Consider the following 18,045-nt stretch of genomic DNA (forward strand, 5'->3'; position numbering starts at 1 on the left):
TCACCGTGCCTCAGCCGTTCAGGCCCAGGGGCGCAGCTCGGCGTTCTTCTTCTCGAAGGACGCGATGGCGCCGGCCTTCTCCATGGTCAGCCCGATATCGTCGAGGCCGTTCAAGAGGCAGTGACGCTTGAAGTCGTCGAGATCGAACTTGACCACGCCGCCATCCGGGCCGCGGATCTCCTTGGCTTCGAGGTCGATCGACAGCGTGGCGTTGGAACCGCGCGAGGCGTCGTCCATCAGCTTGTCCAGGTCTTCCGGGCTGACCGTGATCGGCAGGATGCCGTTCTTGAAGCAGTTGTTGTAGAAAATATCGGCGAACGACGTCGAGATGACGCAGCGAATGCCGAAATCGAGCAGCGCCCAAGGCGCGTGCTCGCGGCTCGAGCCACAGCCGAAATTGTCGCCGGCGACCAGGATCTGCGCCTTGCGATAGGCCGGCTTGTTGAGCACGAAATCCGGGTTCTCCGAGCCGTCGTCCTTGTAGCGCATCTCGGCGAACAGGCCGGTGCCAAGCCCGGTGCGCTTGATCGTCTTCAGATAATCCTTCGGGATGATCATGTCCGTATCGACGTTGACGATCGGCATGGGCGCCGCGACGCCGGTGAGCTTGGTGAATTTGTCCATGGTCCTTACCCGTCTTCTCTCCGCGGGGAATTTTGCGCACGCTTTACACAAAGCCGGGGGCAAATGAAAGGCAACTGTTGTCGCGTGGCTTGGACGATCGAACACAAGATCGGGATCGGCTGCTTTCAAAATCCCGGCCGATCGGGCACCTTGGCCGCATGGCGCCGACTTCGAAGGTCCTCTACGCAAGCGAGCCCACGCTCGATGTCGGCGAATTCCGCCGCGTGCTGGTGGAATCCGGCCTCGGCGAAACACGGCCGGTCGACGACGAAACTCGGCTGAAGGCGATGCTCGGCAATGCCAATCTGGTGCTGACGGCTCGGCTCGATATCGACGGCAGTCCGCTTCTCGGCGTCGCGCGCGGCGTCACGGACTTCTCCTGGGTGTGCTACATCTCCGAGCTCGCCGTATCGGCTTCGGCGCAGGGGCTCGGCATCGGCAAAGGCCTGATGGACGAGGCACGCCGCCAGCTCGGCACGTCCGTCGCCATCAGCCTGATCTCGATGCCTGACGCGGTCGGCTTCTACGAGCGCATCGGCATGAAACGCATGCCCGACGCCTTCTGGTTCTCCCGCAAGCGCTGATGCCATTCACTGGCAAGTGATCGGTCGATCTGTCGCGACGCTTGACATGCAACCAAATGGTTGCATATTAAGGCCATGACCATGGATGCCGTCTTTCGCGCTTTGGCCGACCCGACCCGCCGCCAATTGCTGGACAGCCTCTATGCCAGGAACGGACAGACGCTGAACGCGCTCTGCGAGCGGATGGACATGACGCGCCAGGCGGTGACCAAGCACCTGGCAATTCTCGAGGAGGCGAACCTCGTCGCCACCGTTCGCCGTGGCCGCGAGAAGGAGCATTACCTCAACCCCGTTCCGATCAACGAGATCGCCGAGCGCTGGATCGGCAAATTCGAGCGCCATCGGCTGGATGCCTTGAGCGACCTGAAGAAACGACTTGAAAGGGAAGAGCCGTGAGCGACAACACTTTCGTCTACGTCACCTACATCCGCACCACGCCCGAAAAGCTTTGGACGGCGCTGACCGATCCGGAGTTCAACCGGCAGTTCTTCCTCTGCTCCTACCAGGAGAGCGACTGGAAGGTGGGTTCGAGCTGGAAGCTGATCTTCCCGGACGGCCGCGTGGCCGACTCGGGCGAGATCCTCGAGATCGATCCGCCCCGACGTCTGGTCATCAAATGGCGCAACGAATGGCTGCCCGAAGTGAAGGAAGACGGCTACACGCGCTGTACCTTCACCATCGAAAAGGACGGCGAGCTGATGAAGCTTGCCGTCACCCACGAGGCCGACGGCCCGCACCGGCTGATTCCGAACGTGTCCAAGGGCTGGCCGCTGGTGCTGGCGAGCCTCAAGAGCCTGCTGGAGACCGGCAAGGGTTTCGAGCGCCCGCCATCGAAGGGCTGAACGACGCATTGAACGGCCGCGGAGGAGGTTGGCAATGATACTGCCGCATAGCTGGCCGCGCGCCATGGCGAACACCGAGACGGTCATGGCTTCGGCGGAACTTCCCGCTTCGCCGCAACAAGTCGTCACCGCGCTTCTCACCAGCGACGTCGAGCGCTGGTGGGGGTCGGCCGAGACCTACCGGATGATCGGCTGGGCCGCCGATCTGCGCGTCGGCGGATCGTGGCGCGTCATCGTGAGGACGGCCGACGGCAGGACCCTGCCCGCCAGCGGCAGCTTCCTCGAGATCGAGACGGGGCTCAGGGTAGTGCAGACGAGGCGCTACGATTGGGATCACCCGACGCTCGGCCGTCACGAAACGACGGTTGCCTATCTGCTGGAGCCGACCTCTGCCGGCACGCGGCTCACCGTGTGCCATGGCGGCTTCGCCGGCTTCCCGGACGCCGCGGCGGAGCACGCCGAAGGCTGGGCGCGCGTGCTCGGCTGGCTACAGGCACATCTGGGCTGCCGCCTCGCCGCCTGAGCCCCGCCTTGACCTGCACGCGCGCCTGTCCAGATTGTGGACATGGCACAAAACAAATCTTTTGTCGGAACAGCCGGATGGACCATACCGGCAGCGCACAGGTCCTCTGTTCCGGCGACGGGCTCGCAATTGGAGCGTTACGCTTCGCGTCTTCCTGTCGTGGAGATCAACTCCTCGTTCTACAAACCGCATCAGCGCGAAACCTATGAGCGCTGGGCGTGCTCGGTCCCGGATCGTTTTCGGTTCTCTGTCAAAATCCCCAAAGCCGCGACCCATGAGCGCCGCCTGGTAGATTGCCATGATCTTCTGGATGCTTTCATGGGTGAGGTCGGAGGTCTCGGTGAAAGGCTGGCCGCGCTCTTGGTCCAGCTGCCGCCCAGTCTGCAGTTCGACAGGCAGATAGCCAAAAAGTTCTTCGCCTTGTTGCACGACAAGATCGACTGCCGCTTGGTCTGCGAACCGCGTCACGCCAGTTGGTTCGAGCCGGGGGCGGATGCTTTGCTGAGCCGCCTCCATGTCGGGCGCGTGGCGGCCGACCCTGCCTCAGTTCCCGCCGCTTCCGCGCCCGGTGGCTGGCATGAGCTCGCCTATTTCCGCTTTCATGGCGCGCCGCAAGTCTATTTTTCGGACTACGACGCCGGCCGGCTGTTGGAGATCAGCGCCCAGCTCGCCAGCGCGGGCGCGTCAGCCACCGAGGTATGGTGCATTTTCGACAATACGGCGCGCGGGCATGCGCTCGGCAACGCGCTGGCGGTCGATGCGATTATGCGTCAGATGACGTTCAATTCCCTGAACGCCCGCCCCGCCGCGACGCGCTCATATCCGAACGCCGTGCAATCGATCGTCCGATAGCCGCCATGCACGATGAGTTCCGAGAGCGCCTTGCCCACCGCCGGCGCCTGCTGCAGGCCATGGCCGGAGAAGCCGTTGGCGAAGAGGAAGTTTTCCACCTCCGGATGCGGCCCGATCACCGCGTTCTGGTCGAGGGTGTTGTAATCATAGTGCCCGACCCAGGCGCGTGTCGGCTTGATTGCCTCGAAGGCCGGGACGCGGGTGGCTAAAGTCGGCCAGATCACGTCCTCGAACAGCGGCCACTCGACCTCGAAATCCTTGGGATCGGGTGCATGGTCGCCTTCCTCCGGCTCGGCGCCGCCGGTGAGATAGACCGAGCCTTCCGGCCGCACATAGATGCCGGAGGGATCGACCAGCAGCGGCATGTCGGCATATTTTTCCCGTGCCTCGAAGACGAAGACGTTGCGCTTGCGCGGCTCGACCGGCAGTGCGAGCCCGGCAAAGGCCGCGACCTTGCCGGCGTTCGGGCCGGCGGCGTTGACGATGATGCCCGCTTCCAGCGTCTCGCCATTGTCGAGGGCGACGCCGGTGACCCGACTGCCCTGGCGCGTGATACCGGTGGCCGACGCGGTGATGAAGTCGATCCTCCTCTCGCGCAGCGCTTTGCGGAACAGCATCAGCAGCGCATGCGCGTCGAACCAGCCCTCGCCGCCGCGGCCATAGGCGCCGGCGGAAATGCCTTCGGTCGAAAGCCAGGAGAAGCGGCGGGCGAGCTGGCCTGCATCCTCCAGCACGATATCGGCGCCCTCGGCGATCTGCGCCTCGTGATTGGCCTTGAGGATCGGCAGCCCCGCCTCGCCGGCGAGGATCAGATAACCGCCCTCGCGAAAGCCGATGTCGGCATCGGCGCCGAAAGTCTCTTTCAGCCGCCGGAACAGCTTCAGCGTGAATTGCGACAGGCGGATGTTTTCAGGAATGGAAAATTGCTGGCGGATCGAGGCCAGGGACAGCGTCGTCGCCGCTTGCGAGAATTGCGGATCGCGCTCGATCAGCGCGATGGAGCCGGTAAAACCTTCTTCGCGCAGATAGTAGGCGACCGAGGACCCGACGATGGCGCCGCCGATGATGACGATGTCGTAACGCACTTTGTTCTCCGATTCGCCGGTCCTCACGCGACCGGCAAATTGATCTCGAAGCGCGCGCCGCGTTCGGAGTCAACCAGCGTTATCGTGCCATCATGCGCTTTCAGGAGGGCCAGCACGATGCCGAGGCCCATGCCGGTGCCGCCGGCCTCGCGCCTTGTGGTGAAGAACGGCTCGAAGATTTTTGCGCGATTGGCCGCCGAAATGCCGCCGCCGTCGTCGCCGACATGGAGAGCCACCCTTTCGCCCGCCTTTTCGGCGCCGACCGTCACCTGCTTCGCGCCGTGCCGTGCGGAATTGTCGACGAGGTTGGCAAGCACGATCGCGAGATTCTCGCCCGAGATGCCGAGGCCGATATCGCTGCCCGATTCGACTCGTACCTCCAGCCTGGCGTCGACCGGCAGCAGCGCCAGCGCCGCGCCGATTGTCGTGCTTTCGCCGCTCGGCGCCAGGTTTTCCGCGCGCGCCAGTTCGAGCAGCCGGCGCACCAACAGATTGAGCCGTCCGGCATCGGTGACGATGTTGTTGGAAAAACGCCGTCGCTCGGCCTCGTCCATCGTCCCGCCGGAATCCCTGAGCAGCTCGGCCGCGCCCTGGATCGCCGTCAGCGGCGATTTCAGCTCATGCGAGACATGGGTGGCGAAGGTCTGGATGCTGTCGGAGCGCGCCTGGAGTTTTTGCGCCATGTCGAGGAAGGCGGCCGACAGCGCCGCCATCTCGCGCGTGCCGTGATGGGCGAGCGGCCGCATTGCCTCGCGGTCGCCGGCGGCGATGCGTTTGGTGCGCTCGATCAGCGCGTAGATCGGCCGGCTGACGGTGCGGATGAACACCAGCGCGATCAGCAGCGTGCCGCCGAGAATCGCGATCGCCGCGAGCGTGACCTTGCCGCGCTCGCCATAGAGATGTTTCACGATGTTGTTCGGCGTCCGCGACATATAGACCACGCCGGCGACCCTGCCGTCGAGCTCGACCGGCAAGGCGACGAAGACGCGCACCTTGGTGCCGCGACTCACCGAATAGAGCGGCGGCGGCGGCTGGTCGGGAATCCGCAGGCGAAGCTCGCTTGCATAGGCGCCTGCGAGCGCCTGCCGCACCTCCTCGACCTCAACGAAAGACTGTCCGACCTCACCGCCGCCGGCAATCACCACGCCATGCGGATCGAGCAGCCGGAAGCCGGCAAGCGTTGTCTTCTGCGCCTCGTCCAGAATGCCGTCGAGCTTTGCGCCTATGGCCGCGAAGTCCGGATCGGCGGTGGCGGGAACGGCCGCGGGTCGCGACGGCATGACATTGTCGGAGGCAAGGTCGAGCTGCGGCTCGATCGGCTGATAGGGGTAATTATTGTCCCTTGCCGGATCCGCCGAGATCGGCGTTCCCAACCGTTCCGGTGCAATGCCGGCCGCGCGCACCGCATCGGCATAGACGGCGGCAATCACCGCGCCCTGTGCGATGAGCTCGCCCTCGGTCTGGCGGATCAGCTGGTTTTCATAGAGACGGAAGAAGAACAGCCCGACCAGCGGCAGCGCCATCACCACGATCAGGATCGCGACGACCACGGTGGCGAGCCTGGGCCGCCATTTCTCCTTGCTCAGCCACCGCATCGGCCGAGCCGGAAGCCGACGCCATGCACGGTCGCGATCGCATCCGAACAGCCGACCGCCGCCAGCTTGGCGCGGATGTTGCGGATATGGCTGTCGACGGTGCGTTCCGAGACATGGATGTTGGATTGGTAAGCATTGGCCATCACCGCATCGCGGCCAAGCACATGCTGCGGGCGGCCAAGAAACCCTTTCAGAATCGCGAACTCGATCGCTGTTAGGGTGAGCGGCCTGCCTTCAAAGCTCGCCGCATGGCTTGCCGGAACCAGCACCAGCTTGCCATGCGCGAACCGACGGTCGTCTGCGCCTTCCTCCACCACCGCCGGGCGCGCCCGCCGCAGGATGACGTTGACGCGGGCAACCAGCTCGCGTGGGCTGAACGGTTTCGTCACATAGTCGTCGCCGCCCATTTCAAGGCCGAGGATGCGGTCGATTTCTTCATCGCGGGCCGACAGGAACAGCACCGGCACGTCGGAGCGCTGCCGCAGCCTGCGGCAGACCTCCAGCCCGTCCATTTCCGGCATGCCGATGTCCAGCACGATGAGGTCGGGCGCGCGGCGCTCGACCGCTTGCAGCGCGGCGGCGCCGTCAGCGACGGCGGCCGTCTTCATGCCGGCCTTTTCCAGCGCGAAGCAGATGATCTCGCGGATATGCGGATCGTCGTCGGCGACGAGGATGTTGTGCGGCATGGAATCGGCAGCTCGCTGAATACGGTTTTGTCATGACAGGATTAGCAAGCGGGCCGTGCTTGTCGAGAGCGCGCAAAGGCCGCCAGTCGTGAAAGCTGGCGTCAAGACCGAACCGTCCCGAGCGCCGCCGCTCGCATGGCATGCCGCAGCCGTGATCTTGGGATGAAAGGAAGCATGACCGCCGTTATGCGCGGCCTCTGCGGCTCGACCAACCACCAGCCTTCGTTGCGGAGGCGCCGGGGCAGGGACCAGCGGGATCTGTGATGTGTTCGCATGCCGCCTGTTTCGCCGGCGGCTGCGGAAAGCGCGCGGCGGATTGGAGGAGGTTTTCCGCAAGGATTTGCAGATTTCGTGCAGGAGCAAAGTCGTTTCAGGCTGGCGCCGCCCCTCACCTGCCTGCCGGCATCCTCTCCCCGTATAGTGACGGGGAGAGGGGCGCTGCCATCGCCGGCTTCGCTTCGACAATTAGCCAGAACGCAAATGAGTTCTATGGTGCCGCCTTGCCTCACTCGTCTCCAGCCTGCATAGATCGGCCATGACCTCTGACACCTACCGCCCGCGCCGCTCCGTGCTCTATATGCCCGCTTCGAACGACAAGGCGCTGGCCAAGATCCCGTCCTTGGCCTGCGACGCGGTCATTATCGATCTCGAGGACGGCGTCGCGCCCGCCGACAAGGTTTCCGCGCGCGACAAGCTGACCGGCATCCTCGCCGCGCGGCCGGCGCGCCGCTGCGAGATGGTGGTGCGCATCAATCCGCTCGGCAGTGAATGGGGCATCGACGACCTGTTGACCGTCGCCAAGGCAGAGCCCGATGGCATTCTTTTGCCCAAGATCGGCACGCCGCGCGACATCCTCGAGGCCGGCGACCTGCTCGACGACAATTTCGCGCCGGATATCGTTAAACTGTGGGCAATGATCGAGACGCCCAAGGCGCTGCTCAACGTCGGCGCCATCGCCGAGCTTGGCCGCGATCCTGCTTCTCGCCTTGCTTGTTTCGTTGCCGGAACGAACGATCTGGTGAAAGCGACCGGCATTTTGGCAACGCCCGACCGGCGCTATCTCACGCCCTGGCTGCTGCAGCTTGTGCTCGCCGCCCGCGCCGGCGGCCTCGACGTGATCGACGGCGTCGCCAACGACTTTCGCGACCTGGACGCCCTGGCGCGGGAATGCGCCGAGGCGGCCGCCATGGGTTTCGACGGCAAATCGCTGATCCACCCCGCCCAGATCGAGCCGGCGAACCGCGCCTTTGCGCCGGCGCCGGAGGCGCTGGCCAAGGCGCGCGCGATCAGGGAGGCGTTCTCACGGCCCGAAAATGGCGGCAAAAGCGTCATTGCGCTGGACGGCCGCATGGTCGAGCGGCTGCATCTGGCGGAAGCCGAGAAACTTCTGGCGAAGGCCGCAATCATCGGCGCATGATGCGCTCGAGCGATTCCAGGAAAGATAGACAAGCATTGGTCACGACAGGGTCGAAAATGAAACTCTACCGCTTTCTGTCCGGTCCGGACGATTCCACTTTCTGCCATAAGGTGACGGCGGCCCTGAACAAGGGCTGGCACCTGTTCGGCTCGCCGACCTATGCCTATGACAAGACGACCAAGTCGATGCGCTGCGGCCAGGCCGTGGTGAAGGATATCGAGGGCCAGGAATACACCTCGGACACCAAGCTCAGCGATTGGTAGGAAAGGGCGGCAGCCCTCTCATTCGTCACCCCGCCGCTGCCTGCTCGGCCGCTTCCTCGATCCGCTCCATGTCGTCGTCCGACAGGCCGAAATGGTGGCCGATTTCGTGGATCAGCACGTGGGTGACGATGTCGCCCAGCGTCTCCTCGTTCTCGGCCCAATAGTCGAGGATGGCGCGGCGGTAGAGCGTGATGCGGTTCGGCCCCTCGCCGGTCTGCGGGTTCCAGCGCTCGGCGATGCCGCGCCCCTCGAACAGGCCAAGCAGATCGAAGGGCGTCTCCAGCGACAGGTCGTCCATGATCTCGTCGGTCGGAAAATCGGCGATCTGGATGATGATCTCGCCGGTGAGCTTGCGGAACTCCTCCGGCAGATGGGCGTAGGCCTCCAGCGCCAGAAGTTCCATCTCATCCATCGATGGCGAGAGTTGGTCGTGCCAGATGCGGGTCTTGTAGATGCGGGCCATGAGGTTTCCTTTGACCTCGGCATATAGGCTTTCACGCCGGTCGAGGCAAATGGGCCCGGCTGGCTGGGCCTTGGAAGCTGAAAGCCGAAGGAATAAATTCCTCATATTATACTTGACGTACCCACTTTTCGGGATTAGAAAGGAGTCACAAGGAGTTAGTCCGATGTCGGTTCTTTCTGACCGCCACTTCCACGATGAGGCCGAAGCCTACAAGTTCGTTGAAGCCAGGATTTGGCCGAACGGTCCCGTTTGCCCGCATTGTGGCGGCTTCGAACGCATTTCGAAGATGGAAGGAAAGAGCACCCGGATTGGCACCTACAAGTGCTACCAGTGCCGCAAGCCCTTCACCGTGAAGATCGGCACCATCTTCGAGGCCAGCCACATCAAAATGCACCACTGGCTACAGGCGATTTTCCTTATCGCCTCGTCCAAGAAGGGCATTTCGAGCAACCAGCTTCACCGCACCCTTGGCGTGACCCTGAAAACCGCTTGGTTCATGTCGCACCGCATTCGTGAAGCTATGCGCGACGGCAACCTTGGCCCGCTTGGTGGCAACGGTCTGATTGTCGAGGCCGACGAGACCTATTGGGGCAAGAAGGCCAATCCGGAGCCGTCTAAACATCGTCATGGCCGACCCTACATCAAGAAGGGCAAGGCGGCTGAGAAGCGCGCCATTCTTGGCCTTATCGGGCGCGGCGGCAACGTGCGCACCTTCCACGTTGCGCAGGCGACCAAGGTCAACGTGTCCGAGCTGGTCGCGGCCAACATCGCTCACGAAAGCGTCCTCATGACCGACGAGAGCAATCTTTACCCGACCATTGGCGCGACCTTCAGCAGCCATTGGACCGTTAAGCATTCGGCTGGCGAATATGTGCGCGGCGGCGCTCACACCAACACCATCGAAAGCTATTTCAGCGTGTTCAAGCGCGGCATGAAGGGCACTTATCAGCATTGCGCTGAGAAGCACCTTCACCGCTACCTTGCGGAATTTGACTTCCGCCACAATCAGCGCGTAGCCCTTGGCGTGAACGACGAGGCGCGCGCTGGCCGCATCCTTGAGGGTGTCGTCGGCAAGCGCCTCACATATGAAACGACTAGTGCAAGGTGAGGCCCCGTATGGCGTCTGGCGGCCTTCCAAATATCGCCGCAAGCCACAGGTAAGGGAATAGCTCCATAATCCGTCCGAAACCTCAATAAATGAGGCAAGCCATGGCAGACGTGTTGGACGTTGCGCAGGAAATCATAGAACTTCGCGGTGAAATGACCGCGATGAAGCTGCAAAAGCTAGTGTATTACGCGCAGGCGTGGCACTTGGTGTGGGCTGAACATCCTTTATTTAGCAATCGCATTGAGGCATGGAGGGATGGACCTGTCTGCCCTGACCTCTGGAGGATGCATGCAAACTCCTTTTTGGTCAGTGACATCCAAGGCGGGAATTCTAATCGTCTCACGTCGCGTGAAAAGCGCACGATCAGCAAGGTCGTTAAGTTTTACGGCAAGAAAACCGCTCAGTGGTTGAGCGATCTAACTCACATGGAAGACCCATGGGTCAAAGCCAGACGCGATTCCGCTCCCGGAGAACGAAGTAACGCCGTCATTTCACACGCATCTATGCATCGGTACTATTCATCGCTGTAGTGTGGGCTATGGGGAAAAAGGGCAAGCTAAAGCCGAAAATAGGCGGGAAACGACCAGCCGACGAGCCTGTACGGCTTTCAGTCGATCCTGATTCCTACCTAAAAGAGACACCAGTTTGGCGCTTTTGCGACTTTGATTGGGATGGCCCAAGGGGATCTCAAACCGTTGAGTCGCATATCGCAAATGTTCGCGGGCACATCGAAAAGCATTTGGCGTCCTTGGAAACAATGACGTGGGCGGACATTCAAAAGGCGTCTGGTGGCCGTTCCAGCGGCACTAATAGCCACCCTATTTCACGAGACAAATTCAAGAAGGACGTCCAAGACCGCCTCAAAGAAAGGGGCATTTTGGCTGACACACTTTTCTCCCTAAGGCTCGACGCGGGAACGCGCCTATATGGGGTTCGGGAGCGAAACTGCCTGCGCATCGTTTTCTTTGATCCGCATCACAAAGATAGGGACAAGTGCGCTTATGAATTCCAGGACTAATATCGCCCGAAAGCCGCCGGGCAAAAAGGCAAAGGCCCTTAGTCAGAAAGAGCAATCCGAGCGATTCATTGAAGCCGCTCGGGAGCTTCAGATTGATGAGGACTCTCAGGATTTTGATCGGGCTCTTGATCGGATTTTGCCAAAACCTCGGCAGACAGGTTCGAAGCAAGGATCGTCATGAAGTGACGCGTATGTTCCATGACGCTTCGAGCTTGGTGCTCGTCGTAGGTGCACTTGTTATGCGATACGTAATTCCGCCATCCGTCCTTGAAGTACGAAAACTCCTTGGCCGCTTCGGAGAGAAAACGTAGGCGCTCGTTTTTCTCGGGGCCTCGCGCAAGGGTTTTATCTTCCTGCTTAATCGCTGCCTCAATCTCGTTGATGATGTTGTACCAGTTCTGAATATCGAACACTCGGCCGACATTGCGCGCCAAGGCCCCCAAACCGTATTCCAGAACGCGCATCATATGAAACACTGACGCTGTGTGGTGGCCAAGCGCCCATATATCGACACCAGCTTTGATGTCGGCTTCAGTGTCTGAGAACGACTCTAATACCGTTTTCCAATCTCGTTTCCATGACGCCAAGACCTCAGCCTTGTCTTTGGGATACCGGTACAGGAACTGTCCTCTTAGGCCGTCATCTACGGCTTCGCGCAGCGCCTTGATTTGATAATGGACCTCGCGATTTGTAGCGTCTGGCTTAGCAATGAGTTGGCTAAATCGCTCAATGCGGTCGCGAGCCGCCGACATTTCGTATTCCTGGGCTACGGCATAGCCTATTTTCTCGATCCAGCCCTTGAGGCGTGACCTTGTTTCTTCGGCTATTACGTCGTCGGAATCATCCACAAGGCGGACAAGCCCGCGCTCAATTTGACTGCCGACGATGTCCTGCAGGGTTAGCTCAGAGACTAGGCCTGCAAGGCCAATGAGGCTGCAATTTAACAAGTCAGTTAATCGCACCAGCCCGTAGGCCCTTGCGCTCCCATGAGGTCTATTCCACATGGTCATACCTCTTGGGTACGCGAAGTACAATATGCGGAATAAATTCCTTGCGACTCCGCTTGACTCTTCCAGGCCCCTCTGGAATCTATAAGAACATAACAGGAACAACTACTGCCGGAAGTGAACGTCATGGCGATAAGCGCCGTGGCGCGGGAAACTGTTTTTGCCCTGCGCCGACAGATCGCGAAGATCGAGGGAACGCTGCCCGAGCGCCTGGAAGCGCCGGCTTCCGGCGCGCCAAAAGCCATTCCAGGAACAGTGCGAAGCGGTTTTCCGTCCGGACTTGCAAAAAAACAAATAGCTGGCGATGCCGCGGGATCGGACGTCACCCCCGAAATCACTATCGTCCGGCGCGGCCTAGCTGTGGCCTCGCCGGATGCCTTCCTGCATACCGGCATAGAACGCCTCGACACCGCCCTCGGCGGCGGCGTGCCCAAGGCGGCGCTCAGTGAAATCCATGGGCTGGAGACCCGCGATGCCGGCGCCGTGGCCGGCTTTGCGCTGTCGCTCGCCAGCCTGATCCTCAAACAGAAGCAGGGCTTGCCGGTCCTCTGGATCGGCACGGCGGAGATTTTCCGCGAGGCCGGCTTTCCCTATGCCAGGGGCCTCCACGCCTTCTTCGGCATCGAGCCCGAACAATTGCTGTTTTCCGAAGCGCCGAAACTGGTCGACGCGCTGTGGATCGCCGAGGAGGCCGCCCGCATGACGGCCTTCGCCGCCGTCCTCCTCGAGATCCGCGGCAGCCCGCGGCTTCTCGACCTTACCGCGACGCGGCGGCTGCACGCCCGCGCCCAGAGCGCCGGCCGGCCGGTGTTTTTGCTGCGTCAGGCCGGCCAGGCCGAGCCCACCGCGGCGCCCGTGCGCCTCATTGTTTCGGCAGCGCCCGCGGCGAGCCGCGAAACGCTCGCCGGCGCGCTGGCCGGCTCGATCGGCCGCCCCGGCTTCACCGTCGATATCGGCAAGAGCCGCACGGCCCTGCCCGGACAATTCACACTGGAGTGGAACCCTGATGAGCACGCTTTTGCCGAAAGAAGGCCCGAGGAAGAGCGGGCAACGAATTCTGTCGCTGTGGTTCCCCTATCTTTGCGCGGAGCGGATCCTGCGCCAGCGTCTGGGGCGGTCCTGGCGTTCCCGGCCCTCGCATCACCTGCCCCCATCTTGCCCACCGCTTGTGATCAGCCATCGGGACAGCAACGCCCAGCGCATCGCAGCCCTCGACGAGCGGGCTGAGGCGCTGAAGCTGAAGCGCGGCATGGGCATTGCCGACGCGCGCGCCATGCATCCGTCGATCGATGTGGTGGAGGCCGACCCGGAGGCCGACCGCCGCCTGCTCGAAGGCCTCGCCGACTGGTGCGACCGCTACACGCCGCTGGTGGCGATCGACGGCGAGGACGGGCTGTTTCTCGACGTCACCGGCTGCACGCACCTGTTTGGTGGCGAGCGGGCCATGCAGGACGAGATCCTCACCCGTTTCTTCCAGCAGGGTTTCGATGTTCGCGCCGGCCTCGCCTCGACGCCGGGCGCCGCCTGGGCGGCGGCGCGCTTCCACGGCGACCGCATCGTTGCCGGCGGCGAGGAGGCGGCGCTGCTTTCGCCCCTGCCGCTTTCGGCGCTGCGCATCGCGCCCGAAACCCGCGCCAGCCTGGAAAGCGTCGGCCTGCGCACGGCGGGGGCGGTGATGGCCGCACCCCGCGCGCCGCTCGCCCGCCGCTTCGGCGCCACCTTGCTTCTGCGCCTCGACCAGGCGCTCGGCCGGCTCGACGAGGCGGTGTCGCCGCGCCTTCCCGTGGCGCCGCTCTCGGTCGAGCGCCATCTTGCCGAGCCGATCATGCTCACCGACGACATCGAGCGGCTGGTGAGTCGGCTTGCCGTTGCCTTGAAGGCCGACCTCGAGCGCCGCGGCGAAGGGGCGCGGGCGCTCGCCCTTCTCCTCTTTCGCGTCGACGGCCTCGTCAGCCGCATCGCGGTTGGCACCTCGCGCCCCATGCGCGAGCCGCAGCTGATCCGAAAGCTGTTTCACGAACGGCTGACCGCGCTGGAACAGACCATCGATGCCGGCTTCGGCTTCGACCTCGTGCGGCTGTCGGTGCTTTCGGTCGCCACCTTCGACATGCTGCAGGGCGACCTTGCCGGCGAGACAAGCGACGATGACGCCGACATCGCTTTATTCGCCGACCGCGTGCGTGCCCGTCTCGGCGAAGCCGCCGTGCTGAAGCCGGTCATCGTCGATAGCCACCTGCCGGAGCGCGCCGTTACCACGGTTCCTTTCGCGGAGGCGCCGCAAAGGCGCATGCCGCCGAAGCCCGACCGGACAGCACCTCCGATGACCATCTTCCCGCCGGAGCGGCCGGTACGGCTGTTCCGCTCGCCCGAGCCGATCGAGGTGCCGGCGACCGAGATCCCCGAGGGCCCGCCGATGAATTTCCGCTGGCGGCGCGCGCTTTACCGCGTCGCCCGCGCCGAAGGGCCGGAGCGCATCGCCGCCGAATGGTGGCGGCAGATGCCCGGCGAGGAAGAGGCGCCGACGCGCGACTATTACCGCATCGAGGACAGCGAGGGGCGCCGCTACTGGCTCTACCGCCAGGGCCTCTACAGCAGCGCCTCGCAGGCCGCGCCGCGCTGGTTCATGCACGGGGTCTTCGCATGAACGCGCTGACCGCCATCCCCTATGCCGAGTTCGGCATCCAGTCGAACTTTTCCTTCCTGCGCGGCGCCTCCAAGCCCGAGGAGCTGGTGGTCACGGCGAAATTCTACGGCTTTTCCTCGATCGGCCTTGCCGACCGCAACACGGTCGCCGGCGTCGTGCGGGCCTGGCAGCAGGCCAGGGTCGAGAAGCTGGCCTATCATCCCGGTTGCCGCCTGGTTTTCTGCGACGGCACGCCGGACATTGTGGCTTACCCCCGCGACCGCAAGGGCTGGGGGCATCTCTGCCGCATGCTGACGCAGGCCAATCTGCGCGACGAGAACGAGAAGGGCGCGACGCTGCTCGAACTCAGCGACCTTCTCGAATGGGGCGATCTGATGTCGTTGGCCATCCTGCCCAACCTGTCGGGAGGCGCGGAAGACAATCTGACGCTCATTAGCCGGCTTAAGGATCGTTTCGGCGCCGCGCTTCGGCTTGCCGTGGCGCCTGATTACGGCGGCAACGACCGCTTCCGTATCGAGCAGGCGGCGGCGATGGCCCACCATCTGCACATCCCGCTGATGGCGACCAACGACGTGCTCTATCATGCCGCCGACCGCCGCCCGCTGCAGGACGTGCTGACCGCGATCCGCCTCAACACGCCGGTTTCCGAGGTCGGGTTGGAGCTGACGGCAAATGCCGAGCGTCATCTGAAGACGCCGCTGGAGATGGCGCGGCTTTTCCGCCGACACCCTGAAGCGCTGGCGGAGACGCTGCGCTTCGCCGACGAGCTCACCTTCTCGCTCAGCGACCTCGAATACAATTATCCGGACGAGCCGACGGAATCCGGCCTCGGACCGCAGGCCGAGCTCGAACGCCTGGCGCGGGAAGGAGCGGCCGTGCGCTATCCGGCCGGAATCCCGGAAGAAGTGCTGCGGCGCATCGGCAGCGAGCTCGCTCTGATCGAGCGGCTGAACTATGCGCGCTATTTCCTGACCGTCTATGACATCGTGAAATTCGCCCGCAGCAAGGGTATCCTTTGCCAGGGGCGCGGCTCGGCCGCCAATTCGGTCATTTGCTTCTGCATCGGCATCACCGAGGTCGGCCCTGACCGGATCGATGCCCTCTTCGAGCGCTTCATCTCCGAGAAACGTAACGAGCCTCCCGACATCGACGTCGACTTCGAGCATGAACGGCGCGACGAGGTCATCGCTTATATTTACGAGAAATACAACGCCAAGCGCACGGCGCTGGCCGCCGCCGTCATCAGCTATCGCGGCCGCTCCGCCCTGCGCGAGGTGGCGAAGGCCATGGGCTTGTCCGAAGACGTCAGGAGCGCCCTGTCGAGCACCATCTGGGGCTGGTCGACCTCGGAGCTCGGCGAAAGGGAAGCCAATGCCGGTGGCCTCGACCGCGCCGATCCGCTGTCGCGGCAGGTGCTGGAACGCGCCAACGAGATCATCGGCTTCCCCCGCCATCTCTCCCAGCATGTCGGCGGCTTCGTCATCACCCGCGACCGGCTCGACGAGGTCGTGCCCATCGTCAAGACGGCGATGGAAGAGCGCAAGATGGTCGAGTGGGACAAGGACGATCTCGACGCGGTGAAGATCCTCAAGGTGGATGTGCTGGCGCTCGGCATGCTGACCTGCCTGAAGCGAGCCCTGACCTTGCTCACGCATCATTATCCGCAGGCGCGTGACAAATACGGCCGGCCGCATCAGTTGAGCTCGCTGCCGCCGGAGGACCCTCGCGTCTACGACATGATCTGCCGAGCCGACACGCTGGGCGTCTTCCAGATCGAGTCGCGCGCCCAGATGTCGATGCTGCCGCGGCTTAAACCGCGTGAATTCTACGATCTCGTCATCGAGGTGGCTATCGTGCGGCCCGGCCCGATCCAGGGCGACATGGTGCACCCCTATCTGCGTAGACGGCAGGGCAAGGAGAACGCCGAATACCCGAAGCCGGAACTGAAGGAGATTCTCGGCAAGACGCTGGGCGTGCCGCTGTTCCAGGAGCAGGCGATGAAGATCGCCATCGTTGCCGGCGGCTTCCAGCCGGGCGAGGCCGATGAGCTGCGGCGCGCCATGGCCACCTTCAAGCGCACCGGCACGATCGGCAACTACCGCCAGCGCATGATCGACGGCATGGTCGACAAGGGCTACCAAAAGGAATTCGCCGAACGTTGCTTCAAGCAGATCGAAGGCTTTGGCGAATATGGCTTTCCGGAAAGCCATGCCGCCTCCTTCGCGCTGCTGGTCTATGCCTCCTGCTGGTTCAAGACCTTCTATCCCGACGTCTTCTGCGCCGCGATTTTGAACTCGCAGCCGATGGGGTTCTATCAGCCCGCCCAGCTGGTTCGCGACGCGCGCGACCATGGCGTGGAGGTGCGTGAGGTCGATATCAACCATTCCGTCTGGGATTGCACGCTGGAGGGGGCCGGTTTCGATCCTTCGCGCATCCTCGAACGCCATGCCTCGATGCGCGGCGTCATCGAGACGGCTCATGCGGTGCGGCTTGGCTTCCGTCAGATCAAGGGGCTTTCGGAGGAACGGATGGAGGCCGCCGTCGCCCGGCGCGACGACGGCTATCGATCGGTCAGGGATGTCTGGCTGCGTTCGGGCCTCGATGTCGGCGAGATCGAAAGGCTGGCCCAGGCAGACGCCTTCCGCTCGCTCGGCCTCGACCGACGCGCGGCGCTCTGGGAGGTGCGCGCGCTGGACGGCAGGAGCGCTGCCGAGAAACTGCCGCTGTTCGACCAGCCCACGCTCCGACTGCGCGAGCTGGAGCCCGAGACGAAGCTGCCGAAAATGCCGCTCGGCGAGCATGTCGTCCACGACTATCGCTCGCTCGGCCTGTCGCTGAAGGAACATCCCGTCGCCTTCCTGCGCGAGCGGCTTGACCGCGCCGGCATCACCCCTAATGTCCGCCTGCCGTCGGTGCGCGACGGCCGCCGCGTCACCGTCGCCGGCCTGGTGCTGGTGCGCCAGCGCCCCGGCAAGGGCAATGCGATCTTCCTAACGCTGGAGGACGAAAAGGCGATCGCCAATGTCATCATCTGGCCGCGCGTCTTCGACCGCTTCCGCTCTATCGTGATGGGCGCACGCTTCATCCGCGTCACCGGCAAGCTGCAGCAGGAATCGGATGTCATCCACATCGTCGCCGACAGGATCGAGGATTTGACGCCCTGGCTGAGCGTCCTCCTGCAGGAGCCGCCCACCATCGAGCATCAGCCCGCCGGGTCACCGAATGGACCGGAGCGCTCCGCGAACCGCAGCCTGCCGGGGCGGCAGCATGTCGACGCCCTGTCGGGCGCGGCGCAACAGGTCATGCCCAAGGGGCGCAATTTCCAGTAGCGGCA

18 protein-coding genes are annotated in these 18,045 nt (G+C 63.3%); 12 read left to right on the plus strand and 6 right to left on the minus strand.

Translation table 11 applies throughout. From position 1 onward, the window contains the following. Positions 1-18: 18 nt before the first annotated feature. Positions 19-624 carry a 3-isopropylmalate dehydratase small subunit gene (gene leuD / locus CK221_RS03240; RefSeq protein ID WP_066991643.1) on the minus strand — a complete coding sequence of 202 codons (606 nt, stop codon included), beginning with the start codon at positions 622-624 and terminating at the stop codon, positions 19-21. Positions 625-782: 158 nt separating this feature from the next. Here leuD and CK221_RS03245 point away from each other — a divergent pair, with 158 nt between their 5' ends. The 5 genes from CK221_RS03245 to CK221_RS03265 all read left to right on the plus strand — a co-directional run bounded on the left by CK221_RS03245 (position 783) and on the right by CK221_RS03265 (position 3,425). Continuing rightward, positions 783-1,208: a GNAT family N-acetyltransferase gene (locus CK221_RS03245; protein ID WP_095776711.1), complete on the plus strand. Its 426-nt coding sequence runs from the start codon at positions 783-785 to the stop codon at positions 1,206-1,208. 75 nt (positions 1,209-1,283) lie between these two features. Next, positions 1,284-1,604 carry a metalloregulator ArsR/SmtB family transcription factor gene (locus CK221_RS03250; protein WP_066991637.1) on the plus strand — a complete coding sequence of 107 codons (321 nt, stop codon included), beginning with the start codon at positions 1,284-1,286 and terminating at the stop codon, positions 1,602-1,604. Next, entirely contained in the window at positions 1,601-2,050 is a 450-nt protein-coding gene (locus CK221_RS03255) for an SRPBCC family protein (RefSeq protein WP_095776712.1), read from the plus strand. The genes CK221_RS03250 and CK221_RS03255 overlap by 4 nt, the downstream gene beginning before the upstream one ends. Before the next feature lie 34 nt (positions 2,051-2,084). After that, positions 2,085-2,573, plus strand: coding sequence for an SRPBCC domain-containing protein (locus CK221_RS03260; RefSeq protein ID WP_095776713.1), 489 nt, complete (start codon positions 2,085-2,087; stop codon positions 2,571-2,573). Between the two features lie 42 nt (positions 2,574-2,615). Further along, the gene (locus CK221_RS03265; protein ID WP_095776714.1) at positions 2,616-3,425 is read left to right on the plus strand and encodes a DUF72 domain-containing protein; all 810 of its coding nucleotides are present in this window, start codon (positions 2,616-2,618) and stop codon (positions 3,423-3,425) included. Here CK221_RS03265 and CK221_RS03270 read toward each other — a convergent pair. From CK221_RS03270 to CK221_RS03280, 3 genes are read right to left on the minus strand one after another with little or no spacing between them, the layout of a single operon-like run. Beyond that, positions 3,344-4,510: an FAD-binding oxidoreductase gene (locus tag CK221_RS03270; RefSeq protein ID WP_095777063.1), complete on the minus strand. Its 1,167-nt coding sequence runs from the start codon at positions 4,508-4,510 to the stop codon at positions 3,344-3,346. The two genes, CK221_RS03265 and CK221_RS03270, sit on opposite strands and share 82 nt — an antisense overlap. A gap of 23 nt (positions 4,511-4,533) precedes the next feature. Continuing rightward, positions 4,534-6,105: a HAMP domain-containing sensor histidine kinase gene (locus CK221_RS03275; RefSeq protein WP_095776715.1), complete on the minus strand. Its 1,572-nt coding sequence runs from the start codon at positions 6,103-6,105 to the stop codon at positions 4,534-4,536. Beyond that, entirely contained in the window at positions 6,093-6,791 is a 699-nt protein-coding gene (locus tag CK221_RS03280) for a response regulator transcription factor (RefSeq protein WP_095776716.1), read from the minus strand. Before CK221_RS03280 ends, CK221_RS03275 begins: the two co-directional genes overlap by 13 nt. Positions 6,792-7,326: 535 nt before the next feature. Between CK221_RS03280 and CK221_RS03290 the strand changes: the two genes are divergently transcribed. Together CK221_RS03290 and CK221_RS03295 are read left to right on the plus strand one after the other, a co-directional pair. Continuing rightward, entirely contained in the window at positions 7,327-8,208 is an 882-nt protein-coding gene (locus CK221_RS03290) for a CoA ester lyase (protein ID WP_095776718.1), read from the plus strand. Between the two features lie 56 nt (positions 8,209-8,264). Continuing rightward, positions 8,265-8,471 (plus strand): DUF1737 domain-containing protein, encoded by a 207-nt coding sequence (locus tag CK221_RS03295; protein ID WP_095776719.1) that lies wholly within the window; start codon positions 8,265-8,267, stop codon positions 8,469-8,471. A gap of 25 nt (positions 8,472-8,496) precedes the next feature. On the opposite strand, the gene CK221_RS03300 is transcribed toward CK221_RS03295, so the two are convergent. Further along, positions 8,497-8,934: a metallopeptidase family protein gene (locus CK221_RS03300; RefSeq protein ID WP_066991616.1), complete on the minus strand. Its 438-nt coding sequence runs from the start codon at positions 8,932-8,934 to the stop codon at positions 8,497-8,499. Positions 8,935-9,097: 163 nt separating this feature from the next. Between CK221_RS03300 and CK221_RS03305 the strand changes: the two genes are divergently transcribed. Continuing rightward, a complete protein-coding gene (locus tag CK221_RS03305; RefSeq protein WP_095776720.1) occupies positions 9,098-10,042 on the plus strand; it encodes an IS1595 family transposase in 945 nt (314 codons plus the stop codon). 101 nt (positions 10,043-10,143) lie between these two features. Next, entirely contained in the window at positions 10,144-10,572 is a 429-nt protein-coding gene (locus tag CK221_RS03310) for a type II toxin-antitoxin system antitoxin SocA domain-containing protein (protein WP_095777064.1), read from the plus strand. 553 nt (positions 10,573-11,125) lie between these two features. Here CK221_RS03310 and CK221_RS30125 read toward each other — a convergent pair. Next, positions 11,126-12,064, minus strand: coding sequence for a hypothetical protein (locus CK221_RS30125; RefSeq protein ID WP_179295069.1), 939 nt, complete (start codon positions 12,062-12,064; stop codon positions 11,126-11,128). 129 nt (positions 12,065-12,193) lie between these two features. Here CK221_RS30125 and CK221_RS30710 point away from each other — a divergent pair, with 129 nt between their 5' ends. From CK221_RS30710 to CK221_RS03335, 3 genes are read left to right on the plus strand one after another with little or no spacing between them, the layout of a single operon-like run. Then, positions 12,194-13,294, plus strand: a complete 1,101-nt coding sequence (locus tag CK221_RS30710) for a hypothetical protein (RefSeq protein WP_095777065.1) — start codon at positions 12,194-12,196, stop codon at positions 13,292-13,294. Further along, positions 13,236-14,711, plus strand: coding sequence for a DUF6504 family protein (locus CK221_RS03330; protein WP_095776723.1), 1,476 nt, complete (start codon positions 13,236-13,238; stop codon positions 14,709-14,711). Before CK221_RS30710 ends, CK221_RS03330 begins: the two co-directional genes overlap by 59 nt. Further along, complete coding sequence (locus tag CK221_RS03335; protein ID WP_095776724.1) at positions 14,708-18,040, plus strand: error-prone DNA polymerase; 3,333 nt, start codon at positions 14,708-14,710, stop codon at positions 18,038-18,040. Before CK221_RS03330 ends, CK221_RS03335 begins: the two co-directional genes overlap by 4 nt. The last annotated feature ends 5 nt before the right edge of the window (positions 18,041-18,045 follow it).

Origin of the sequence: Mesorhizobium sp. WSM3868 (assembly GCF_002294785.1) — a bacterium.
Taxonomy (GTDB): domain Bacteria; phylum Pseudomonadota; class Alphaproteobacteria; order Rhizobiales; family Rhizobiaceae; genus Mesorhizobium.

Excerpts from the sequence above, each read along its gene's own strand:
- leuD (WP_066991643.1), bottom strand. The coding sequence starts at position 624 with ATGGACAAATTCACCAAGCTCACCGGCGTCGCGGCGCCCATGCCGATC.
- CK221_RS03245 (WP_095776711.1), top strand. The coding sequence starts at position 783 with ATGGCGCCGACTTCGAAGGTCCTCTACGCAAGCGAGCCCACGCTCGAT.
- CK221_RS03250 (WP_066991637.1), top strand. The coding sequence starts at position 1,284 with ATGACCATGGATGCCGTCTTTCGCGCTTTGGCCGACCCGACCCGCCGC.
- CK221_RS03260 (WP_095776713.1), top strand. The coding sequence starts at position 2,085 with ATGATACTGCCGCATAGCTGGCCGCGCGCCATGGCGAACACCGAGACG.
- CK221_RS03265 (WP_095776714.1), top strand. The coding sequence starts at position 2,616 with ATGGCACAAAACAAATCTTTTGTCGGAACAGCCGGATGGACCATACCG.
- CK221_RS03275 (WP_095776715.1), bottom strand. The coding sequence starts at position 6,105 with ATGCGGTGGCTGAGCAAGGAGAAATGGCGGCCCAGGCTCGCCACCGTG.
- CK221_RS03280 (WP_095776716.1), bottom strand. The coding sequence starts at position 6,791 with ATGCCGCACAACATCCTCGTCGCCGACGACGATCCGCATATCCGCGAG.
- CK221_RS03290 (WP_095776718.1), top strand. The coding sequence starts at position 7,327 with ATGACCTCTGACACCTACCGCCCGCGCCGCTCCGTGCTCTATATGCCC.
- CK221_RS03295 (WP_095776719.1), top strand. The coding sequence starts at position 8,265 with ATGAAACTCTACCGCTTTCTGTCCGGTCCGGACGATTCCACTTTCTGC.
- CK221_RS03300 (WP_066991616.1), bottom strand. The coding sequence starts at position 8,934 with ATGGCCCGCATCTACAAGACCCGCATCTGGCACGACCAACTCTCGCCA.
- CK221_RS03305 (WP_095776720.1), top strand. The coding sequence starts at position 9,098 with ATGTCGGTTCTTTCTGACCGCCACTTCCACGATGAGGCCGAAGCCTAC.
- CK221_RS03310 (WP_095777064.1), top strand. The coding sequence starts at position 10,144 with ATGGCAGACGTGTTGGACGTTGCGCAGGAAATCATAGAACTTCGCGGT.
- CK221_RS30125 (WP_179295069.1), bottom strand. The coding sequence starts at position 12,064 with ATGTGGAATAGACCTCATGGGAGCGCAAGGGCCTACGGGCTGGTGCGA.
- CK221_RS30710 (WP_095777065.1), top strand. The coding sequence starts at position 12,194 with ATGGCGATAAGCGCCGTGGCGCGGGAAACTGTTTTTGCCCTGCGCCGA.
- CK221_RS03335 (WP_095776724.1), top strand. The coding sequence starts at position 14,708 with ATGAACGCGCTGACCGCCATCCCCTATGCCGAGTTCGGCATCCAGTCG.